This window comes from Rhizobium sp. BT-226 (genome assembly GCF_025847085.2).
Lineage (GTDB): Bacteria > Pseudomonadota > Alphaproteobacteria > Rhizobiales > Rhizobiaceae > Rhizobium > Rhizobium sophorae.
The window spans coordinates 424157-437668 of the sequence record NZ_JAOYTI010000002.1 but is presented as its reverse complement, the minus strand read 5'-3'; the positions used below and the strand labels follow the sequence as shown (position 1 = coordinate 437668).

At 61.5% G+C, this 13512-nt stretch carries 17 protein-coding genes and 1 pseudogene; 5 read left to right on the top strand and 13 right to left on the bottom strand.

Annotation, left to right across the window (positions count from 1 at the left end):
- Positions 1 to 105: 105 nt before the first annotated feature.
- The 8 genes and pseudogenes from OIU37_RS12270 to OIU37_RS12235 all read right to left on the bottom strand — a co-directional run bounded on the left by OIU37_RS12270 (position 106) and on the right by OIU37_RS12235 (position 3808).
- A complete protein-coding gene (locus OIU37_RS12270; protein ID WP_319004721.1) occupies positions 106 to 501 on the bottom strand; it encodes a nucleotide-binding domain containing protein in 396 nt (131 codons plus the stop codon).
- Positions 414 to 1358 carry a 3-oxo-tetronate kinase gene (gene otnK / locus OIU37_RS12265; protein ID WP_319004719.1) on the bottom strand — a complete coding sequence of 315 codons (945 nt, stop codon included), beginning with the start codon at positions 1356 to 1358 and terminating at the stop codon, positions 414 to 416. Before otnK ends, OIU37_RS12270 begins: the two co-directional genes overlap by 88 nt.
- A gap of 1 nt (position 1359) precedes the next feature.
- Positions 1360 to 1482: pseudogene (locus OIU37_RS12260) on the bottom strand (NAD-dependent epimerase); the annotation flags it as partial.
- Positions 1483 to 1750: 268 nt separating this feature from the next.
- A complete protein-coding gene (locus OIU37_RS12255) occupies positions 1751 to 2593 on the bottom strand; it encodes a transglutaminase family protein (RefSeq protein WP_171601104.1) in 843 nt (280 codons plus the stop codon).
- Between the two features lie 27 nt (positions 2594 to 2620).
- A complete protein-coding gene (locus OIU37_RS12250) occupies positions 2621 to 2896 on the bottom strand; it encodes a DUF1488 domain-containing protein (RefSeq protein ID WP_171601103.1) in 276 nt (91 codons plus the stop codon).
- Positions 2887 to 3216 carry a hypothetical protein gene (locus OIU37_RS12245; RefSeq protein WP_171601102.1) on the bottom strand — a complete coding sequence of 110 codons (330 nt, stop codon included), beginning with the start codon at positions 3214 to 3216 and terminating at the stop codon, positions 2887 to 2889. The genes OIU37_RS12250 and OIU37_RS12245 overlap by 10 nt, the downstream gene beginning before the upstream one ends.
- Positions 3213 to 3548, bottom strand: coding sequence for a hypothetical protein (locus OIU37_RS12240; RefSeq protein ID WP_171601101.1), 336 nt, complete (start codon positions 3546 to 3548; stop codon positions 3213 to 3215). The genes OIU37_RS12245 and OIU37_RS12240 overlap by 4 nt, the downstream gene beginning before the upstream one ends.
- On the bottom strand, positions 3545 to 3808 hold the full coding sequence (locus OIU37_RS12235) for a hypothetical protein (protein WP_264257590.1): 264 nt from the start codon (positions 3806 to 3808) through the stop codon (positions 3545 to 3547). The genes OIU37_RS12240 and OIU37_RS12235 overlap by 4 nt, the downstream gene beginning before the upstream one ends.
- A 512-nt stretch (positions 3809 to 4320) precedes the next feature.
- On the opposite strand from OIU37_RS12235, the gene groES reads away from it, so the two are divergent.
- From groES to OIU37_RS12215, 4 genes are all read left to right on the top strand, one after another.
- Positions 4321 to 4638 (top strand): co-chaperone GroES, encoded by a 318-nt coding sequence (gene groES / locus OIU37_RS12230; RefSeq protein ID WP_182209919.1) that lies wholly within the window; start codon positions 4321 to 4323, stop codon positions 4636 to 4638.
- A 49-nt stretch (positions 4639 to 4687) separates the two neighbouring features.
- A complete protein-coding gene (gene groL / locus OIU37_RS12225; RefSeq protein WP_182209918.1) occupies positions 4688 to 6322 on the top strand; it encodes a chaperonin GroEL in 1635 nt (544 codons plus the stop codon).
- Positions 6323 to 6388: 66 nt separating this feature from the next.
- Complete coding sequence (locus OIU37_RS12220; RefSeq protein WP_171601097.1) at positions 6389 to 6781, top strand: hypothetical protein; 393 nt, start codon at positions 6389 to 6391, stop codon at positions 6779 to 6781.
- A gap of 67 nt (positions 6782 to 6848) precedes the next feature.
- Positions 6849 to 7019 (top strand): hypothetical protein, encoded by a 171-nt coding sequence (locus OIU37_RS12215; RefSeq protein WP_264257589.1) that lies wholly within the window; start codon positions 6849 to 6851, stop codon positions 7017 to 7019.
- Between the two features lie 98 nt (positions 7020 to 7117).
- Here the strand turns inward: OIU37_RS12215 and OIU37_RS12210 are convergent, their stop codons facing one another.
- The 3 genes from OIU37_RS12210 to OIU37_RS12200 are packed head-to-tail and all read right to left on the bottom strand — an operon-like array spanning position 7118 to position 10173.
- On the bottom strand, positions 7118 to 8284 hold the full coding sequence (locus tag OIU37_RS12210) for a Gfo/Idh/MocA family protein (protein ID WP_182209917.1): 1167 nt from the start codon (positions 8282 to 8284) through the stop codon (positions 7118 to 7120).
- A gap of 7 nt (positions 8285 to 8291) precedes the next feature.
- On the bottom strand, positions 8292 to 9215 hold the full coding sequence (locus OIU37_RS12205) for a sugar phosphate isomerase/epimerase (RefSeq protein ID WP_264257588.1): 924 nt from the start codon (positions 9213 to 9215) through the stop codon (positions 8292 to 8294).
- A 43-nt stretch (positions 9216 to 9258) separates the two neighbouring features.
- Positions 9259 to 10173: a sugar phosphate isomerase/epimerase gene (locus OIU37_RS12200; RefSeq protein WP_168313347.1), complete on the bottom strand. Its 915-nt coding sequence runs from the start codon at positions 10171 to 10173 to the stop codon at positions 9259 to 9261.
- A 200-nt stretch (positions 10174 to 10373) separates the two neighbouring features.
- On the opposite strand from OIU37_RS12200, the gene OIU37_RS12195 reads away from it, so the two are divergent.
- Positions 10374 to 11375, top strand: coding sequence for a LacI family DNA-binding transcriptional regulator (locus OIU37_RS12195; protein WP_182209915.1), 1002 nt, complete (start codon positions 10374 to 10376; stop codon positions 11373 to 11375).
- Positions 11376 to 11411: 36 nt separating this feature from the next.
- On the opposite strand, the gene OIU37_RS12190 is transcribed toward OIU37_RS12195, so the two are convergent.
- Together OIU37_RS12190 and OIU37_RS12185 are read right to left on the bottom strand one after the other, a co-directional pair.
- Complete coding sequence (locus OIU37_RS12190; RefSeq protein ID WP_171601093.1) at positions 11412 to 12317, bottom strand: S1C family serine protease; 906 nt, start codon at positions 12315 to 12317, stop codon at positions 11412 to 11414.
- Between the two features lie 156 nt (positions 12318 to 12473).
- The gene (locus OIU37_RS12185) at positions 12474 to 13415 is read right to left on the bottom strand and encodes an AraC family transcriptional regulator (RefSeq protein ID WP_182209914.1); all 942 of its coding nucleotides are present in this window, start codon (positions 13413 to 13415) and stop codon (positions 12474 to 12476) included.
- Between the last annotated feature and the right edge of the window lie 97 nt (positions 13416 to 13512).

The window sequence follows — 13512 nt, the reverse complement described above, 5'->3', positions numbered from 1 at the left end:
CTTCCGCTAATTCCCAAAGGACTGCTCGCACCCAAGATGGCACGATGCCAACATCTTTCAACCGCCGCCCTAAGCGAACGGGCGCATCGTCAGCGGCCTGCGCGCTCATTCATGACCGGCGATCCTGTCCAGCGCCTTGGCAAAAAAGTGTGGTGAGCCGAAATTGCCGCTCTTCAGCGCAAGCCCGAGCGGCCCGGAGCGGTCGGCTACTAGGACCGGCACGCCGGGATCGATTTCCGGCCCGATCATCATGTTTTTGAGACCGAGCGCCTCCACTACCGCGCCGGAGGTTTCTCCGCCTCCGACGACGATCTGCCGCGTGCCGGCATCGGCGAGCCGCCGCGCCAGTCCGCCAAAGAAGGCCTCGATTTTTCCAGCCACGTCCTCGCGCCCGAAACGCTGCTGCACGAAGCTCACCACTTCAGGAGCCGCTGTCGAATAGACGATCGGATTTTCGGCCGCATTCGCCTCCACCCAGCGTGCCGCGCGCTCCACCGACATCGAGCGCGCATCAGCACCGCCGGATCGATCGCAAGCCCCGGATGGTTCTGCAGGTGACAGGCGACCTGGTTCTGCGAGGTCGTGGAGCAGGAGCCGCAGATCACGACACCGGGACCCTCGACCAGAGGCACTTCGGCCGCCGCATCTGAGAGCTTGCCCTGGTCGCGGAAATTCTGCGGCAGGCCCTGTGCGATGCCCGAGCCGCCGGTCACCAGCTTGTGGTCGGCGACCGCGGCCGCGATCGTCGTAAGGTCGCCGTCCTCGATGGCGTCGACGACGACCAGGCGGTGGCCGGCGGTGAGTTCGGCGCGCAGGCCGTTGCGCAAGGCCGCAGCACCCGAGCGCACCACGTCGAGCGCAATGCTGCCGATCTCGCCCTTCGTCTGCTGCTGCAGCCAGCGGCGGATGTCGGGATCGGTCATCGGCGTCAACGGATGGTTCTGCATGCCGGATTCGCTGAGCAGCCGGTCGCCGACGAAGAGATGTCCCATGAAAAGCCGCCGGCCGGTCGCCGGAAAGGCCGGGCAGACGACGGCGACGCCGGTGCCGGTGAGGCGCAGCAGCGCTTCGGCCACCGGGCCGATATTGCCGGTCGGTGTTGAATCGAAGGTCGAGCAATATTTGAAGACGATCTGCTCGCAGCCCTGCTCGAGCAGCCAGCGCGCCGCCTCCAGCGACTGACGCACCGCATCGTCGACCGGCGCCGAGCGCGTCTTCAGTGCGACGACGCCGGCCTCGCAATCCGTCTTGCCGCGGCCGGGGCCGACGAACTGCACGGTCGACATGCCGCCTCTCGCAAGCGTGTTGGCAAGATCGCTGGCGCCGGTGAAATCATCGGCAATCGCCCCAAGCAGCATGTCAGGAAAGCTCCGGCAGGCGGCCTTCGAGCTCGTCCTCGATATGCACGCGAATGATCTCGTCGAAGGATGTTGCGGCTGTAAAGCCGAGCGCCAGCGCCCGGCTCGCATCGAAATTGCCCGGCGCAGCCACCAGCTTGCGGCCGACCATTCCGGCCGCGCCAATGACAAGGATTTTCATCTGAAGCGGCCCTCCACTCGAAGACATCGACGCCGGCTTCCGGCGCGAGTCGCCCCGAACCGGCAATGCCCTAGTTAAGACAAGGCGAGCGACGCTGTCACGTGATTTTGGGGAGGGCGCAGTTCGCTCGGCGCTGCTATGGACCGGGAACGGACGGGCACTCCTGCGACAGCTGCGGCCTGCAGCAGCCTGAGGCTGGACAGGTCTCGCTCTAAACAGCGCCTTCGGCGAGGCCCTGCATGTGCTGCAGGTCCGCCACTTCATAAGTCCAGACTCGAAACGCCTTCAGCACATGCGGTCCAAAGGAATTGATGAGCGGTATGTCGGCGGCGTCGCGCCCGCGTGCGACGATGATACGACCGATCCGCGGCGTGTTGTTGCGCGGATCGAACGTATGCCATGCACCGTCGAGGAAGACCTCGATCCAGGCGCTGAAGTCCATCGGATCAACGACGGGAATACCGATGTCGCCGAGATGGCCATTGATGTATCGGGCAGGAATGTTAAGGCAACGGCACAACGCCACCGCGAGATGCGCAAAGTCGCGACAGACGCCGACACGTTCGTGGAATGCCTCGAAGGCTGTCCGCGTCGATCGTGCCTGCATGTAGTCGAATTGAATGTGGCCGTGAACGAAGTCGCAGATCGCCTGAACGCGGCCCCAGCCGGGTGAGACGGTGCCGAACATATCCCATGCAATTTGACTGAGACGATCCGTCTCGCAATAGCGGCTGCCCATCAGGTAGACGAGGCAATCATCCGGCAATTCCGAAACCGGGACTTCCCTGGCGCCTGGCAGCGACCTGTCCGCCTGGCCGTCGTCTTCGATCGTCGCATCGCCCCATATGGTCAGGTCGCCCGCCGGGGCAACCAGCCGAAGACAGCGGTTGCCGAAGAGGTCGCGATAAGTCGAAGTGGGAACATCAGGGGTGGTGAAGACCGTTTCCGGAATTCTGATGTCGGCCGCACGATCCTCATGCACCGACAACAGACATACCAATGCGGTCGGCTGTGGGCAGGTCAGCGTGATTTCATAGCCGTAACGGATCAACATGGAGCGTTCTCGCGCGTCCGGATCCGTCTAGCGGAAGTCCGCCGCAGTTAGAGTATAGAAGGCGCGGCGGCGGTAGGAATAGGCTTTGTGTGCCACGTCCTGAATGGAGTTGCGCAGGGCGTCGAACGACGAAAGCCACCTCGTTTCCGAAGGCTCGGTTCTTTGCAATGCGGTGTCGGATTTCGCCAGAGCGCCAACCTCGATGAAGAACAACACCTGAAACATGCCGTCATGGCCGACGAAGCGCACAGCATTTCTCGCTGCATCGAAGCTGCGGCTTTGGTTCAGGAAGGCTAGCGCCATGGTTGAACCGGCGGGGTCTGACGAGCACTCCGGGCGGCGTCCGACAGCCTGAGCCATTCCTTCCGGTATCCTATGTTGAGAAGATTGAAGGACATCATGTCTTTCCCGGCCTGCGAACGGCTCTTGCCGATCACGGCATGATCGGCGCGCACTGGAAGGTTTGCTGATACACGATAGACGGTCGACGAACGGGCGGATTCGATCCGGCGGTCGTGTTCGATCTCCATGGAGTAGCGGCCGGAAGCGCCACATTTGTTTTCCCACGTGCCGACGGCAAAGGCATTCCGTCTTCGTTCGGCTTCGTCTTCATGGCTGTTCACGATGTCAACCTTTCGTCATTCGGGCCGTGGCCATGGCCAAACGTCCTCTCGATCAGTGTTGCGCCGCCGCCGGCGGGCGATAGGTTTACCAGTTCCAGACTGTCTTCCGTCGCGACCCGCTCATGACGTTCATCGTCACTGCGGATGCGGTATTGCAGCATATTTCCTCTCAGAGGCAGCGTGGCGGTAATGCGGTATGTGTCGGGGAGCTTGGAGGGAACGACCAAGAACCCGTCCTTCACCCGGACAGTCTGCCCCACCTTGAAGATATGTGTTGCTGCCTCGCGCCGGATTGAGCGTCCATTGCGTTGCGGGATGCGCGTAGCGGTCATGACGGTTTGTGGTCCTTTTCGAGCGCGGTTTCGAGATCTGACAGGTGGATGGGCATCATCTGCTGCGTCGAACTCCGGGCGGCGATCGCCGGCAGGTGGATGAAGGCGCCGACCCGTCGCCAGGCAAGCCTGGAAACGCTATCGATCAATTCCTCGTCATAATCGACGCGGTATTCTCCGGCTGGCTGCGCCCCGTCGAAACCGGGCAGGCGGAATGGGGATGTAAAGCGGACGACGGTTTGTGTGGTGCGACTTGTCACGGCTGAGGCCTCCGCAGGAATACGCCGATGCGTTTCCTGTATCGTTGGGATCCAAACCGGACGAACTCGAGGCTGCCGGTACATCCGCGGTCAGCGCCAAGCTCATTCCGGATCGGAACAGGCGAACTCAACGCCGGAACGACGTCATGGATCGCTGTCGAGAATTCAGTGGTGATGGCGGGTCGTAGGTCTCTGACACCGCGAAGCCAAATCGGCCAAATCGACGAGATCTATCATTGCGCCACGATTGAGTTTAAATCAAGATAAATTATGATTTATCTATGAAAAACGCCAAATTAACTCTTCGTTTACGCAAATAAAACGGAACGCGACGGCGCAAAAAATTCTGGCCATTTCCTGATTATTACAAAATATCCGGTCGGATTGATTTCCTGAATATCTCAAAAAATTTCCACCGCGAAGAATATTTCTTGGCACTCCTATCAATCGAGTGCCACGAGTGCTATTTATGAATTGCAGCCGCCATACGCGCCGGCAGCAGAAAGACCTCTATGAAATTCCGTTCACTTCACGACCGCGTCGTCATTCGACGTGCGGAAGGCGATGTCAAATCCAAGGGCGGGATCATCATTCCAGACACCGCCAAGGAGAAGCCGCAGCAAGGCGAAGTGGTCGCAGTCGGCCCGGGCCTGCGCGACAAAAGCGGCAATCTCAACCCGCTTGATGTCGAGGTCGGCGATCTCATTCTGTTTGGAAAATGGTCGGGCACAGAGGTCACGATCGATGGCGAAACCCTTCTGATCATGAAGGAGACCGACATCATGGGCATCGTCGGAAAGACCGAAGCGGCTGCCGACAAAGCCGCCTGAGCGTCGAATTTGTGACCAGCATCTCAAGACCGAACTGGAAAGAAATATCATGTCTGCCAAGGAAATCAGATTCTCCACCGACGCGCGCGACCGTCTGCTGCGCGGCGTCGAATTGCTCAACAACGCCGTCAAGGTGACGCTTGGCCCGAAGGGTCGCAACGTTGTCATTGACAAGGCCTATGGCGCACCGCGCATTACCAAGGACGGCGTCAGCGTCGCCAAGGAGATCGAGCTCGAAGACAAGTTCGAGAACATGGGCGCGCAAATGGTGCGCGAGGTGGCTTCGAAGACCAATGATCTTGCCGGCGACGGCACGACGACGGCAACGGTGCTCGCCGCTTCCATCTTCCGCGAAGGCGCAAAGCTCGTCGCTGCCGGCATGAACCCGATGGATCTCAGGCGCGGCATCGATCTCGGCGTTATCGCCGTCGTCAAGGAAATCAAGGCGCGGGCGATGAAGGTCAAATCGTCAGGCGAGATCGCCCAGGTCGGCACCATTGCCGCCAATGGCGACGCCACTATCGGCGAGATGATCGCCAAGGCGATGGACAAGGTCGGCAATGAGGGCGTCATAACGGTCGAAGAGGCGCGAACCGCCGAGACCGAACTTGATGTCGTCGAGGGCATGCAGTTCGACCGCGGCTATCTCTCACCCTATTTCGTCACCAATGCCGAGAAGATGCGCGTGGAACTGGAGGATCCCTATATCCTCGTTCACGAGAAGAAACTCGGCAGCCTGCAGGCGATGCTGCCGATCCTGGAAGCTGTCGTACAGACCGGCAAGCCGCTGCTCCTCATCTCGGAGGACGTCGAAGGCGAGGCGCTGGCGACACTGGTTGTCAACAAGCTGCGCGGCGGCCTGAAGGTCGCAGCCGTCAAGGCGCCGGGTTTCGGCGATCGCCGCAAGGCCATGCTGGAAGACATTGCTGTGCTGACCGCCGGCCAGATGATTTCCGAAGATCTCGGCATCAAGCTCGACAACGTCACGCTCGATATGCTCGGCCACGCCAAACGTGTGCTGATCGACAAGGACAGCACCACGATCATCGACGGCTCCGGCGAGAAAGCAGCCATACAGGCACGTATCCAGCAGATCAAGGCGCAGATCGAAGACACCACTTCCGATTACGATAAGGAAAAGCTGCAGGAACGCCTGGCGAAACTCGCCGGCGGCGTCGCGGTCATCCGCGTCGGCGGCGCGACCGAGACGGAAGTCAAGGAAAAGAAGGACCGCATCGATGACGCGCTGAACGCCACCCGTGCGGCGGTCGAAGAGGGCATCGTGCCCGGCGGCGGCGTGGCACTGTTGCGCGCCAAGTCGGCGCTGACGGGACTGACGGGGGAGAACGCCGACGTGACGGCGGGCATCTCGATCGTGCTCAGGGCGCTCGAAGCCCCGATCCGGCAGATCGCCGACAATGCTGGGTTCGAGGGCTCGATCGTCGTCGGAAAACTCGCCGGCAGCAATGATCACAATCAGGGCTTCGACGCACAGACGGAGACTTATGTCGATATGATCGAGGCCGGCATCGTCGATCCTGCAAAGGTCGTGCGCACCGCTCTGCAGGACGCCGGCTCGATCGCGGCGCTGCTGATCACCGCCGAGGTGATGATCGCCGATATTCCCGCAAGAGACTCTGCGCCTGCGGCCGGAAATGGCGGCATGGGCGCTATGGGATACTGAGGCCAGCTTGACCCGGTCCGGCGTCGCCGGACGGCACAACCCGAATAACAGACAGGGAGAATTCCAATGTCCGTACAGAGCAGCAACAAGACATCGATCACCCAGCGTTTCGACAGCTACCAGCCATCCAAGACGCTTCTCGTCTGGGCCTGCGTCGTCACGGCGATCGCCACGATGATTATCGGATTCAGCTGGGGAGGTTGGGTAACAGGCGGCACGTCAAGCAAAGCGGCAGCCGCCGCCGGCGACACCGCACGCGGAGAACTGGCGTCGGCCATTTGCGTCGAGCGGTTCAATGCGGCGCCGGATGCGAGCGCTAAACTGATCGAGTTCAAGGCGATTACCGAAGGCTACAAGCAGCGTCAGTTCGTCGAGGCCGGCGGTTGGGCGACCATGCCTGGGCAGACCTCACCCGACAGCCGAAGTGTTCAAGCTTGCGCCACGGCGCTTGCCGTCTGACACCGTTTTTCCAGAGCGCTCCGATATATGTGCGGAGCGCTCCCACTGTTGAAGCAGGAAATGACCCATGATCCGTTTTGTGAAAAAAAGCGACCCGCAGCCACCCGCAGACGGCGCTGGCGACAACCGCTTCCAGAATATCCGCGAGGCAGCTGCCGACGAGCATAAAAAGGCCGCCAACGACAGCACGCGTCGCCGCCCGCCGCAGGCAACGGAAGATGACGATCCGCTTATCTGAGAGGGCACGGAAAGGCCGTCCTTGAACATATCTCCAGCGCAGCTGTGTAAAGCCGGCATATGGCGCCAGACAGGGACGCACCAGGGCTCCTTGAAGACCTAGCGATAATCCAGCCAGACCCCGCCGGCGTCGGCGGACCGCACGCAGTTTTCCACCCAGCGCACTCCTTCCAGTCCGGCATCGACATCGGGAAAGACCAACTCTTCGACCCCCGCAGGGGCAAGGCCGCGCTCTCTGTTGATAGCGAAGCCGAAGCGGCGATAGAGGTTCGCCCAGGCTTCGAAGAGACCTTCCGGGTGACCGCCGCCGATACGATCGTCGATCCTGGCCTCAGGATAGAGATAGTCCATGCCGCGCTCGAGAATGCGGGCCGGTTCGCCCTGGATCTCGTAGGCGAGCTGGTTCGGCCGTTCGTCCCACCATTCGATACTGGCCTTCGAGCCGACGATGCGGATCTTCTGGCCGTGCATGGAGCCGGCATTGACAGCGCTCGACCAGATGGTGGCGATCGCGCCATTATCATATTCCATCAGGGTCACCGCATTGTCTTCGAGCGGCGCTCGGCTTTTGACGAAGCTCTGGCGCGTGCAGAGCAGACGCCGGATCTTGAGGTGCGGCAGGATGACCTTGGCGATATAAAGCGGGTGGGTCCCGACGTCGCCGAGGACATAGCTGGGGCCTGCGAATTTCGGATCGACGCGCCAGCGCGTCGAGGGGTTCTGCTCCTCCACCGCAGCACTATGGAAGCCATGGGCGAATTGCAGATTGACGATGCGGATCTCGCCGAGATCGCCATTCCTGACCATGGCGCGCGCCTGCTCGATCATCTGATGGCCGGCATAACCATAGGTCACGCCGACGATACGGCTGCGCGCCTCAGAAAGCGCCTTCAGCTCCTCGGCCTCGGCGGTCGTGAAGCAGAGCGGTTTTTCGCAGATCACATGCAGATCATGTTCGAGTGCTGCCTTGCAGATCGCGAAATGGGTATTGTTGGGTGTTGCGATCGACACCGCCTCGATGCCGTCAGCCCGCCCGGCTTCTGCCGCAAACATCGCCGCATAGTCCCGGTAGCTCCTGGCTTCGTCGAGCCCGAGATCGAGGCCGAAGGCGCGGCCGCGTTCCGGATCGATATCGAAGGCACCCGCCGCAAGGGCAAAAACCTCGTCGCGATGCGCTGCCGAGCGATGAATATAGCCGATCTGGCTGCCTTTGCCGCCGCCGACCATGCCCCAGCGGATCGGCTTTCGCCTGTCATTCGTCATCATCTTTTCCCTAAAAACCAACCGACCTGAGGTAATCGCGGCTTTGCTTCACATCTTCGAGGCTGCCGGCGACATTCCTCGGATCGCGCTCCTGCTCGACGGTGATGAAGCCGTGATAGCCGATCTCCTCGAGCGTCCGCCTGACGGCAGGATAATCGATGACGCCGCGGCCGATCGGGCACATCACACCCTGTCCGCAGGCCTCGAGGAAGCGGATCTTCTCGCCAAGCACACGGTCGAAGACGGTCTGGTCGATGTCCTTGAAGTGGACGTAGTCGAGCCTGTCGGCATAGCGGCGAAGCATCTCCACGGGATCCATGCCGGCATAATAGCTATGGCCGGTGTCGAGGCAGAAGCCGGCGACCTCCTGCGGAATGTCACCTGCCACCCGCTCGATCTCATCGGCGAATTCGATATAGCCGCCCGCATGCGGGTGGATGACGGCGCGCACGCCGTATTTGCGCTCGGCGACTTCGGCGATCGCCGTGATATTGGCGATCATCCCGGCCCAAGCCTTGTCGTCGAGACGCGGCGCACGATCGGAATGGCCGGCGGCATAGTCCCGTTCGTCGTGCCCCCAGTCCATGACCGTGAGATAGGGGGTCCTGAACCGCTGGCCCGCCACCTGTTCCGGCTGCGGCAGCTTGGTGATGGCGGCGCAGATTTCGTCTGTCTGCCGCAGCAATGTCTCCCGATTTTCGGGAGAGACGAGGTCGTCAAAGATCGTGCCGGCGACGATGAAGAGATTGCGCTCGGTGAGCGCCTTTGCGACGAGCCCATCATCGAGCGGCACGTAGCCATAGGGCCCGAGTTCGAGACCGCCATAGCCGGCCGCTGCCGCCTCGTCGAAGACGCGTTGCCAAGCGGGAAGGTTTGGATTGTTGACGTCGTCCACGCCCCAGCAGCAGGGGGCTGTCGTAATTGTGATGGTCACGGTTTCATTCCTGATAATGCTGTGCCGGGGCGGATGTTGACGATCAGCCAAGTTTGCCGGGCCAGTATTTTTCGACATATTTCTGGATTTCAGCGCGCATGAAGCGGCCGGAATCGTCGGCACGCTCCTCCCAGCCGAAGACGCAGGCGGTGATGATGCCGTCGAACCCGACCGCGGCGAGTGAGGAGAAGAAGACATCCCAATTGATCTCGCCCTGGTACATATCCATGTGCTGATGGATGGTGACCTTCGCGCCCGGCGGATTGATGATGTAGCGCAGCCCTGACGACGCCTTGTGATTATAGGTATCGGCCACATGCACATGGGCGATCAGCGGGCCGGCATCGCGGATCATCCGCGCCATATCGTCACCGAAATAGAAGGTATGCGGCGCGCAATAGAGGAATTTGACGTTCTTCGAGCCGATGGTCTTCAGCATGTCGATCGCCGGATGCAGCGTTTCGCACCAGTCTTCCGGATGCGGTTCCATGTTGAGCGTGACGCCCTCGCGCTCGAACACCGGAACGAGCTCTTCTATCGAGCGCCACCAGGCAGCCTCACTATGCTCATGGGTATGCATGCCGCCGCAGCAACTGGCGCGGTGGCTGCGATCCGGCGACGGCCCGCGGCCGAATTCCGAGTTCATCGTATCGCAGCCCATTTCGGCCGCGATCGCGATTGCTTCCTTCCAGTAGCGCACTGCGGCCTGCCGTTCGTCCTCATGCGGGCTCGCCCAGCGATACATCGGCAGGATCGAGGCGAGCTGGACGCCGTGATCCTTCAGGGCCGCCTTGAATTCTGCGATGCGTTCCTTGTGTGCCCGCGGGCGCACCCACCAAGGCAGAAAATCGTCACGCGGTGAAAGCTCGATATGCTCATAGCCGAGCTCCGCCGCCTTGCGGCAGAGGTCGCGCAGATTGAGGTGGCGGTGCATATGCGGGTCGAGTGCGATCTTCATCTGGCTCCTCCGTCATCCCCCGGCCGCCGGCGAATGATCCTTGATCTCGGTTGTTTCGACGTCCGGTGCTCCTCCCGGATTGCTGGCACGATACGGCTGCGGCGCCCCGATGCTCCAATGCTTCCTTGATCAAATTTGATCATTGACCTCAGAGCAGGCCGATGCTCTGCTGTGTCAGGTTTTGGGAGTGGGTGAGCCTGATGAAGGTGACTTTGAAGGATGTCGCAAGCCAAGCCGGCGTTGGCACCGCGACCGTCGAGCGTGTCCTTAACGGCCGCGGCGGCGTGCGACCGGAGACGGCGGAGAAAGTCTTCCTGGCGGCAAGACGGCTTGAATACCGGCAAAGCCTGCCGGTCGTCCATCGCGGCCTGATCCGCATAGAGGTGATCCTGGTTCGCCCGGAGACCAGCTTCTATTCGCGTCTGAACCGGGCGTTCGAGCGCATCGCCGCCTCGCTCGACGAGAGCATTGTCGTTCACCGCACCTTCGTCCGCGAGAACGAGCCGGCGCAATTCGCCCGCTATATCGCCAATCCGACAGCGCGCCGGTCGGCGCTGATCGTGGTTGCGCCCGACCATGCCGATGTCGTCACCAGTGTGCGCAAGGCCGCCGGCCTCGGCATTCCCGTCGTTCAGATCATGACCCGTCCGGCCCCCGAACTGCCCTATGTCGGCATCGACAACTATGCTGCCGGACGCACCGCGGCTCACTACATGTCGGGCATGCTGGCGCAGCGCCCCGGTTCGTTCGTCGCTCTCTGCCACAGCGGCGCCTATGAGAACCATAAGGAGCGGATCCGCGGCTTCTCCAGCTATCTCTCGGAGAATGGTTCAAACGAACATCGTTTCATCGAGGTCATGTTCGATCTCGATGACGAGCACAATGCAATGGAACTGCTGCAAGCGGCCCTCCGGCGGGAGCCCGGCATCATCGGCGTCTATAGTGCCGGCGGCGACAACAAGGGTGTTGCCAGGGTGCTCGAGGCCAATAAGGCTCAGCGGCCCTTCTGGGTTGGCCACGAATTGACCGAGCAGACGCAGGACTATCTCCGCCGCGGCATCATGTCGATCGTGCTCGACCAGGCGCCGGAGGTCCAGGCGAGACGTTCGATAGACCTTGCCCTGAACAGGCTGGGTCTCATCGAGGTGGAGGTCAGCGCCGAGCCGGTGCGCTTCCTGACGATCACGCGGGAAAATCTTTGAGTGGGATGCAATAGGCGTTTTGAGGCGCCGGCGGCCCTACTGCAGCTGCGGCTTTCTGAGAAAGCTGTTGCGGTCGGCGGATTTGATGCGCAGCCAGGCTTCCCGGCCGTTCCTGAGGATCCGCATGGGGATTTCGGCGCCGGCGGGACCGCTGCTCCAGACCTTACGGTAGAAATCGGCCAGGCCGTCGACCTCTTCGTCGCGGATCTCCGAAATGATATCGCCCTGACGCAGGCCAGCCTGGGCGGCCGGACCGCCTTCGGCCACGCTCATGACCACCACGCCGCCATTGCTCTCGGCGGAGAAGGCGCCGAGCCAGGGCCGCGGTGGCTTGTTGACCTGGCCGCGGTTCAAGAGATCGTCGAGGATGGGCGGCAAAAGGTCGATCGGCACGACCATGTTGATATCGGCAACCTCGTCGCCATGGCTCATCTGCAGGCGAAGCGAACCGATACCGAGAAGCTTGCCGTCCGAACCGATCAGCGCCGCACCACCCCATGAGGGGTGGGCCGGTGCCGTGAAAATAGCCTCGTCCAGCAGATATTCCCAATAGCCGGCAAATTCCTGTCGGGCGACGATATTTGCCTCGACAAATTCGCCGATGCCATCGGCAAGCACGACGGGATCGCCGGGCTTGGCCGTGGCCGCATCGCCGAGATCCACCGCCGGGGCATTCAAGGCCCCGAGCGCCTGGACCAGGCCGAAGCCGCTTTCCTGATCATAGGCAAGCGCATGCGCGGGAACCACACGCCCGTCATGGGTCGTCAGCCAGACCTCTTCGGCCTCGGTGATGAGATAACCGATGGTCAGCACCAGCCCATTGTCGCGAATGACCACGCCGCTGCCTTCCCGGACAGTGCCCAGCGTCTCCGCCGTGAAGGCATCTTCCGGAATGGAGGAACGGACGGCCACGACTGACCGCAAGATCGGATCGATATTCATGCTTTCATCCCGATGGGCGCCGACGCGAAAGGCCGAAAGCCGGCGCATTCTTCCTTGAATAGGTAAGAGAATGGACGGCGGGTGCAAGACCGTATCGGAGGGAATTTCGGCAGGCCAACGCGCGACCTCCCTCCGATGCCTGCACCAATCAAGGTTTCACTGAGCGCCGAGCCTATCTCGCATGGCACCGGGCGGCTGAGCGCGACCATATTGCCGCGGCGAGCATCCCATCACTCTCTTGAAAGCGGTGCTGAATGCGCTTTCGGATTCATAACCAAGCGACAGAGCGACACCGGCAATTGCTTCGGCCGAGTTTGTCAATCGGTCACCTGCGAGGAGCATGCGCCAGCGCGTCAGATAATCCATCGGCGCAAGCCCGACCTTTTCCTTGAAGTGGAGAGCAAAACTGGACCGGGACATCGAGGCCCGTTCAGCCAGCGACTGCAGCGTCCACTTGCGGGCTGGATCGGCATGCAGGGCACCGATAGCCGCACCGATCCGCCGGTCGGTAAGCGCGAAAAGCCAGCCGACGCCGCGCGCATTCGGCGATGCGATATGGAGGCGCAACACCTGCATGAGCATGACATGAGCAAAATGCTCCGCCATCAGAAAGCCACCCGGCTGCTGGTCGCGCAGTTCGCGCGTCATCCGATCGAGACACCAGCGCAGCACGGCGGCGTGATCGGAATCCCTCTCCACATGGACGATCGGCGGCAGGATTCCGAGAAGGATGTCGGAATTTCCTCCCGAAAAGGAAAAACGGCTGCCGATCAGGAAGAAATCGCCGCCGCCGTTGCAAGTCGCAATGCCGTCGCGGGCGATCGAATAGATCGCGTCGGACGGGATCGCTTCGAGCGCCGGATCGCTGGCGAGACGAAAGGCTCGGCGGCGCGTCAGCAGAAAGCAGTCGTTTTCCTCCAGGCGGACAGCTTCGGGGACGCCATCGACGCTCAGCCAGCACGCGCCTGAAATCACGGCGTTGAACTTGATGCCATCCGGGGGCGGAAAATCGATCGCCCAAGCGCCGCCAGCGTCAAGCCCCGCCGAAACATAGCTGCGCGGTTTGAGCAATGCGAGAACATCGGATAACGGGTCCATGTAAAAATCCGGACGATGGCGAAGATATGTCGGACTTTAGCGCATGGATCGTCTGGAGGCTACGCCTTATTCTCGCGACCGTCATCCCGAGCGACGG

What these genes read in the sequence shown, in the direction of transcription:
- OIU37_RS12270 (WP_319004721.1), bottom strand. Translation starts at nt 501, where the DNA reads ATGTCGGTGGAGCGCGCGGCACGCTGGGTGGAGGCGAATGCGGCCGAA.
- otnK (WP_319004719.1), bottom strand. Translation starts at nt 1,358, where the DNA reads ATGCTGCTTGGGGCGATTGCCGATGATTTCACCGGCGCCAGCGATCTT.
- OIU37_RS12255 (WP_171601104.1), bottom strand. Translation starts at nt 2,593, where the DNA reads ATGTTGATCCGTTACGGCTATGAAATCACGCTGACCTGCCCACAGCCG.
- OIU37_RS12250 (WP_171601103.1), bottom strand. Translation starts at nt 2,896, where the DNA reads ATGGCGCTAGCCTTCCTGAACCAAAGCCGCAGCTTCGATGCAGCGAGA.
- OIU37_RS12240 (WP_171601101.1), bottom strand. Translation starts at nt 3,548, where the DNA reads ATGACCGCTACGCGCATCCCGCAACGCAATGGACGCTCAATCCGGCGC.
- groES (WP_182209919.1), top strand. Translation starts at nt 4,321, where the DNA reads ATGAAATTCCGTTCACTTCACGACCGCGTCGTCATTCGACGTGCGGAA.
- groL (WP_182209918.1), top strand. Translation starts at nt 4,688, where the DNA reads ATGTCTGCCAAGGAAATCAGATTCTCCACCGACGCGCGCGACCGTCTG.
- OIU37_RS12220 (WP_171601097.1), top strand. Translation starts at nt 6,389, where the DNA reads ATGTCCGTACAGAGCAGCAACAAGACATCGATCACCCAGCGTTTCGAC.
- OIU37_RS12215 (WP_264257589.1), top strand. Translation starts at nt 6,849, where the DNA reads ATGATCCGTTTTGTGAAAAAAAGCGACCCGCAGCCACCCGCAGACGGC.
- OIU37_RS12210 (WP_182209917.1), bottom strand. Translation starts at nt 8,284, where the DNA reads ATGATGACGAATGACAGGCGAAAGCCGATCCGCTGGGGCATGGTCGGC.
- OIU37_RS12200 (WP_168313347.1), bottom strand. Translation starts at nt 10,173, where the DNA reads ATGAAGATCGCACTCGACCCGCATATGCACCGCCACCTCAATCTGCGC.
- OIU37_RS12195 (WP_182209915.1), top strand. Translation starts at nt 10,374, where the DNA reads ATGAAGGTGACTTTGAAGGATGTCGCAAGCCAAGCCGGCGTTGGCACC.
- OIU37_RS12190 (WP_171601093.1), bottom strand. Translation starts at nt 12,317, where the DNA reads ATGAATATCGATCCGATCTTGCGGTCAGTCGTGGCCGTCCGTTCCTCC.
- OIU37_RS12185 (WP_182209914.1), bottom strand. Translation starts at nt 13,415, where the DNA reads ATGGACCCGTTATCCGATGTTCTCGCATTGCTCAAACCGCGCAGCTAT.